General features: G+C 67.6%; 5 protein-coding genes and 1 rRNA gene. 3 read left to right on the plus strand and 3 right to left on the minus strand.

All coding sequences use genetic code 11. From position 1 onward, the window contains the following. Window positions 1-2: 2 nt before the first annotated feature. Together ctaD and ACTWPP_RS10645 are read right to left on the minus strand one after the other, a co-directional pair. Entirely contained in the window at window positions 3-1,664 is a 1,662-nt protein-coding gene (gene ctaD, locus ACTWPP_RS10640; RefSeq protein ID WP_443103988.1) for an aa3-type cytochrome oxidase subunit I, read from the minus strand. Between the two features lie 92 nt (window positions 1,665-1,756). Next, the gene (locus ACTWPP_RS10645; protein WP_443103989.1) at window positions 1,757-3,334 is read right to left on the minus strand and encodes an alpha/beta hydrolase; all 1,578 of its coding nucleotides are present in this window, start codon (window positions 3,332-3,334) and stop codon (window positions 1,757-1,759) included. Window positions 3,335-4,124: 790 nt separating this feature from the next. Here ACTWPP_RS10645 and ACTWPP_RS10650 point away from each other — a divergent pair. The 3 genes from ACTWPP_RS10650 to ACTWPP_RS10660 all read left to right on the plus strand — a co-directional run bounded on the left by ACTWPP_RS10650 (window position 4,125) and on the right by ACTWPP_RS10660 (window position 6,284). Continuing rightward, window positions 4,125-4,643 carry a DUF523 domain-containing protein gene (locus tag ACTWPP_RS10650; protein ID WP_443103990.1) on the plus strand — a complete coding sequence of 173 codons (519 nt, stop codon included), beginning with the start codon at window positions 4,125-4,127 and terminating at the stop codon, window positions 4,641-4,643. Between the two features lie 78 nt (window positions 4,644-4,721). Beyond that, entirely contained in the window at window positions 4,722-5,612 is an 891-nt protein-coding gene (locus ACTWPP_RS10655) for a MarR family winged helix-turn-helix transcriptional regulator (protein ID WP_443103991.1), read from the plus strand. Window positions 5,613-5,822: 210 nt separating this feature from the next. Next, window positions 5,823-6,284: a GNAT family N-acetyltransferase gene (locus tag ACTWPP_RS10660; protein WP_443103992.1), complete on the plus strand. Its 462-nt coding sequence runs from the start codon at window positions 5,823-5,825 to the stop codon at window positions 6,282-6,284. A 42-nt stretch (window positions 6,285-6,326) separates the two neighbouring features. On the opposite strand, the gene rrf is transcribed toward ACTWPP_RS10660, so the two are convergent. Continuing rightward, window positions 6,327-6,443: ribosomal RNA gene (gene rrf / locus ACTWPP_RS10665) — 5S ribosomal RNA — on the minus strand. Between the last annotated feature and the right edge of the window lie 9 nt (window positions 6,444-6,452).

The raw sequence follows: 6,452 nt of genomic DNA on the forward strand, positions 1-6,452 counted from the left end.
GCCTACCGGCCGGGTCTGTTCTCCGCCTCGAGTTGGCGGAGCTTGGGGTAATGCAGGTCGAACGCCGGGCGTTCAGAGCGGATCTGCGGGATCGACTTGAAGTTGTGCCTCGGCGGTGGGCTGGACGTGGCCCATTCCAGCGAATTGCCGTACCCCCAGGGATCGTCGGCGTCCACCGGGGCGGTGTGCCGGACCGTCCGGTAGACGTTGTAGAGGAAGAACAGCGTCGACACGCCCAGCAGGAGCGCACCGGCACTGGACACCCGGTTCAGCGCCAGGAACTCCTCGGGGTAGTCGGCGTAGCGTCGCGGCATGCCCTCGGCGCCGAGCCAGTGCTGGACGAGGAACGTCGTGTGGAAGCCCACGAACAGCGTCCAGAAGTGGACCTTTCCCCATCCCTCGTGCAGCAGCCTCCCCGTCATCTTCGGCCACCAGAAGTAGAAGCCCGCGAACATCGCGAACACGACCGTCCCGAAGACGACGTAATGGAAGTGCGCCACCACGAAATAGGAGTCCTGGACCTGGAAGTCCAGCGGCGGTGAAGCCAGGATGACACCGGTCAGGCCGCCGAACAGGAACGTCACGAGGAACCCGACGGAGAACAGCATCGGCGTCTCGAAACTGAGACTCCCCCGCCACATCGTCCCGACCCAGTTGAAGAACTTCACACCCGTCGGCACCGCGATCAGGAACGACATGAACGAGAAGAACGGCAGCAGGACCCGGCCGGTCGTGAACATGTGATGCGCCCACACCGCCATTGACAGTCCCGCGATCATCATCGTGGCGCCGACCATCCCGAAGTAGCCGAACAGCGGCTTGCGGCTGAAGACGGGAATGACCTCGGTGACGATGCCGAAGAACGGCAGCGCGATGATGTAGACCTCGGGATGCCCGAAGAACCAGAACAGGTGCTGCCACATCAGCGCCCCGCCGTTCGCCGGGTCGAAGATGTGCGCGCCGAGCCGCCGGTCCGCCTCCAGCGCGAGCAGCGCGGCGGCGAGGACGGGGAACGCCATCAGCACCAGCAGGCTCGTGAAGAAGACGTTCCAGGTGAAGATCGGCATCCGGAACATCGTCATTCCGGGGGCGCGCATCCCGATGATGGTCGTGATGAAGTTGACGCCGCCGAGAATCGTCCCGAACCCCGACAGCGCCAACCCCATGATCCACATGTCGGCGCCGACGCCGGGCGTCCGGAGCTCGCTGCTGAGCGGCGTGTACCCCGTCCAGCCGAAGCTCGCGGCACCGCCCGGCGAGACGAACGAGGCCATCAGGATCAGCCCGCCGAACAGGAACAGCCAGTAGCTCAGCATGTTCATCCGCGGGAACGCCACGTCCGGCGACCCGATCTGCAACGGCATGATCACGTTCGCGAACCCGACGAACAGCGGCGTCGCGAACATCAGCAGCATGATCGTGCCGTGCATCGTGAACATCTGGTTGTACTGCTCGTTGCTCACGAACTGCGAGCCGGGCTCCGCCAGCTCACCGCGGATCACCATGGCCATCAGGCCGGCCAGCAGGAAGAAGACGAACGACGTGACCAGATACAGATACCCGATCACCTTGTGGTCGGTGGTGGTCAGCCAGGACACCAGGGCCGGGCCGCGGGGGCGGCGCGTGCGGGTCGCCTCGGGAAGTGGACGGCCGATGAGGACCATGCCGGGCTCCTGCAGACGGGGGATGCCCCCACTATTCGCCGGAGCCCCGCGGGACGCAAGACATCACCGCATGACGGGACACCGGATCACGATCAACAGCCGGTACCGGGGATCGTGCCGTCGAGAAGGTACGCGTTGACGGCCCTGGCCGCGCAGCGGTTCTGGGGGTAGGACCCGTGGCCCTCGGCCCGCACTGTCAGCAGGACGCCGACATCCTCGCCCAGCTCGTCCGCCATGCGCCTGGCGCCCGCGTACGGCGTCGTCGGGTCGCCGGTGTTGGCGACGACGAGGATCGGACGAGCGCCGTCCGCGCTGACGTCGGGAGTGGCGCTCTCGCCTTCGAACGGCCAGTCGTAGCAGAGGTAGAGGCCGCTGAACCAGGCCTCGCCGAAGACGGGCGAGGCCGCCTTCAAGCGCCTGATCATTTCCTTGACCCTGGTGAAGCCGAGGCGCAGGTTGGAGTCGGCGCAGGTGATCGCGACAAAGGCGGACGTGCCGTTGCCGCCCGGGGGCTTGCTGCGAGCGTTGACGCCGCCCCCGGCGTCGGCTCCGGCGCTGATCCGAGCGCCGTGGTCGTACCCCCTCTCCAGCAACTTGCTGCCGGTGCCCCGATCCATGACCTCGTTGAGCGCATCCACCAGCGGCCCCCAGCCTTCTTTGCCGAGGTCCAGGTAGTTCGCGATGGCGTGGGCCGCGAGACTTTCGTCGAGTCTCTTGTCGCCGTTCGTGGGTGCGGGCTCGTTCTCGAGTTTGTCCAGCATCTCGATGACGCGTTGGCCGGCCTGCTCGGGGTCGCTGCCAGTGGGGCAGTCGCCGTAGGCGCTCGCGCAGTGTTCGGCGAATCGGTCGAAGGCGAGCTGGACGGCCCTGACCTGGCGGAGGTCTTGCTGCAGGCGGTTCAGCGTCGGGTCGACGGGGGCTTCGAGCACGAGTCTGCCCACGTTCTTCGGGAACAGATGGGCGTAAACGCCGCCCAGTCTGGTGCCGTAGGAAACTCCGAAGTAGTTCAGCTCTTCGTCACCGAGGAGATAGCGCATCAGGTCCAGGTCGCGCGCCGTCTGCGAGGTCCCGACGTACGGCAGGAGCCGGCCGGAGTGCTTCTCGCAGGCGTCGCCGCCCTCGAACGTCTTCTTCCCGCATCTCACGGGGGCGGTCCCACCGACACCTCGCGGATCGAAGCTGACCAGGTCGTAGCGCTCGTTCAGCGGATCGTAGTCGCCCGCGTACCTGGGGAGCCCCACGACGCCGGACTCCCCGGGGCCGCCGAAGTTGAGGAGGAGCGATCCGATCCGCTTCCGCTCCGGTCCGGTGGCCCTTTTCCGGATCATGGCGACGTCGATCGTGCCGCGGCCGGGCCGCCGGTAGTCCAACGGCGCCTTCATCGTGGCGCACTCCCAGCCCTCGCCCGGGGCGTCACCGCCGCCCTGCGCCGCGGACGGTGCCGGGCAGGCCGACCAGTCGAGCCGCTGGCCGGCGGTGAAGGCCGCGGGCAGTCCCGGTGGCGGGTTCGGCGCCTTGCTCTCGACCCGGCGGGGCGTCTCGCCGCCCTCGGTCGATGCGGACGAGCCCGAGCCCCCGATGGCATCGCACCCGGCCCCGGCAGCCACCACGAGCACGATGGCGATGGCGAGCGGGCCGGCGGCAGCGCGGCGGCGCAGAGCAGTGGACACCACGGCAAGCCGCGAGCGACCACCGAACCTGTCCGCCCTCTTGCTATACGCCCAGGTCGAACGCCCCGAGATCCAAGTCCGCGTACGCATCCGCGAGTCCCCCCGCCCCCTGACGAACCAAAACGCCGGGCCACTCGAACTTCGATGGCGCGAACCCACTCATCATCAATCTTCGTTGGCAATTGATCAATGTCATGTCCCGTCCCGGGCGAACCGGCCCCCGTCTCAAGTCACCGGCTCGATTCGTTTGCGGTGGACCAGATCAACCGAGATCCGGCTCGACTGCGCGCCTCAACCGATCGTCGTCGCAGGTCAGGGGATATGGCACGGCATCAGATCCGTTGAGACAGAAGAATCATTCGATACGCCAGGCGAAGCTAGACGCGATCCGCTGCCTCATGACGAGATGTAGGTGAGCCAGGGCGCCGTCGAGTTCGCGACTCCGCCAGGTCGGTCGAGGGCGGGCAGCGCCGCACTCCCCTCATGGCGTTCACCACATCCCCCGTTCATCCCCCGCCCCCGGCTGTGACCCAGCCCGACATCAGGGCCGCCGGTCATCACGACGGCGCCGCCCACAGTGGGTACGGGGTCATGCGGATCGTGCAGGTACTCCGTTGCCGCCAGAGTCCCGACGTAAGCGCTCCTTCCGCCCCGAAGCGTCGTCCGCCGGCCAGCGGCACCTGGTCGGCGTCGGCAGTTCTCACCTGGGCGATCCTCCGTCTCACTCTTGAGACTCCTGCTCCCGTCGCGACCCGCGTCGGCAGTCGCGCCCCCACATAGGCTGGAGGACGTGGAACGCATCCTGGTCAGCTCTTGCCTGGTGGGCCGCCCCGTCCGCTACGACGGCGCGGCCAGGCCGGTGGCCGGCGGCCTCTTCGAACGCTGGCGCACCGAGGGTCGCCTCGTCCCGTTCTGCCCCGAGGTGTCGGGCGGCCTGGCCGTCCCCCGCCCTCCCGCCGAGATCGTCGGCGGCGATGGACACGCCGTCCTCGACGGGACGGCCAAGGTCCGCACGGACTCGGGCGAGGACGTGACGGCCGAGTTCCTGCGCGGCGCCGAACTGGCCCTCGCTGCCGCCCGGCGCTCCGGCGCCCGTATCGCCCTCCTCAAAGAGGGCAGCCCATCCTGCGGCAGCCACCGCATCTACGACGGCACCTTCACGGGTACGTCCGTCGCCGGGGACGGCATCACGACCGCGCTCCTCGAACGCGCGGGCATCCAGGTCTTCAGCGAGAACGACCTGACCGCCGTCGACTCCCTCCTGCGGAGCCTGGAGACAACCCCGCCGAGCGAGCCCTTCTCCACATGACCGGGACGAGACCACCACTCATTCTCGATCGCGGCACGATAGTTTCCATGGCCATTGTTTCCAAGTAGAGTATGAGGGATGACGCTGGATGACGCCGCCACCGGACGGCTGCTGTGGCAGGTCACCACCCGGTGGCGGGCCGCGGTGGACCGCGCCGTCGCACCGCTCGGCCTCACGCACGCCCAGTACACGCTGCTCGGCTCGCTGTACGGCCTCTCCCGGTCGGGAACCCGGCCCAGCCAGCGCGAGCTCGCCGACTTCGCCGGGCTCGAACCGATCTATGTCTCCAAACTCATCCGCGCACTGGAGAGCGCCGAAATGGTCGTCCGGGACCAACATCCCGACGACCCGCGAGCCCTGCGACTCACCCTCACCGACAAGGGCACAGCGGCCATCGGTGAGGCCATGACCGTCGTCCGCGCCCTCCAGGACGAACTCACCGCACCGATCGGCGGCAGCGCCGGCCCCCGCAACCGAGAACTCGTCCGGACCCTGCAAGCCCTGCTCGATCCTTCCGAGGAGAGCGAACGCATGACCGAGAATCCCGTACTGACCGGACAGGACATCTCCGAGGCGCACGGCGCCGTCCGCAAACTGCACGAACAGATACTTCACGGCACCGGCAGCACCTCGAACCAGCACATCGCCCTGCGGGTGGTGGCCGTCCGAGGCCCGTGGGCCGACCGGACGGCACTGCGCGACCACCTTTGCGACCAGCGGCAGCTCGGCCTCGACGAGGCCGCCGCCGACCGGCTGCTCGACGACCTGGAGCAGCAGGAAATGATCACCGGCGGAAACCCGGTGACGCTGACCCCCCAAGGCGAAGACCTGCATACCCGGCTGACGACCGCGGTCCAGGGCACCGCCGCCCAGCTCTACGACGGCCTCCCCCCGGACGATCTTGCGGTTGCACACCGCGTCCTGACGAAGGTCATCGAACGGGCCGACCGCCTGCGCCACGACCTCTGACCCTGCACAACACGGCCGGCCATCCACACGAAGGCGGCCCCGGCGGCTCCGCACTTCAGCTTCGCTCACTCGCCCTCACCGGCCGAGAAACCCACGAGGCTCGGTAGGACGTTGCCTTGCCGGCACAGCCGAGGTAGCCGCCCCGACCATGCACCGGGTGTTGCGTAAACCCCGATGCATCATGAGCCGTTGCCTGTGAGAATCACGGCTATGGGCAGTGAACAGGTCGTCATTCGCCGTGCCGGTGACTCGGACGCGGTCGAAATGGCCGACGTTTGGCTACGTTCATTCACCACCGCGTTGCCGACCGTGCAGCTTCTCCATGACGACGTCGAGGTCAGGGAGTGGTTCACACGCGTGGTCGTCCCAGCGCACGAGAGCTGGGTCGCGGTCACCGACGTCCGGGTCGTCGGACTACTCGTCCTCGGACGCAGCGAGCTGGAACAGCTCTATCTTGACCCTCAGTGGCGCGGCCGGGGCATTGGCGACCAGCTCATGCACCTTGCGAAGCGGCAACGTCCCGACGGCCTGCGGTTGTGGACATTCCAAGTCAACGGGCCGGCGCGACGTTTCTACGAGCGGCATGGCTTCGTCGCCGTCGAGTGGACCGATGGACACCGCAACGAGGAAAACGAGCCCGACATCCGATACATCTGGGGGCCGGTGAAATGAGAAAGGCCCCGCCGGTGACGGCGGGGCCTTCCTGCAATATGAGTCCGGCGGCGTCCTACTCTCCCACACAGTCTCCCGTGCAGTACCATCGGCGCTGAAGGGCTTAACTTCCGGGTTCGGGATGGGACCGGGTGTTTCCCCCTCGCCAAAACCACCGAACATCTCAAC

It is taken from the genome of Actinomadura sp. 3N407 (genome assembly GCF_052245875.1).
Lineage (GTDB): Bacteria > Actinomycetota > Actinomycetes > Streptosporangiales > Streptosporangiaceae > Spirillospora.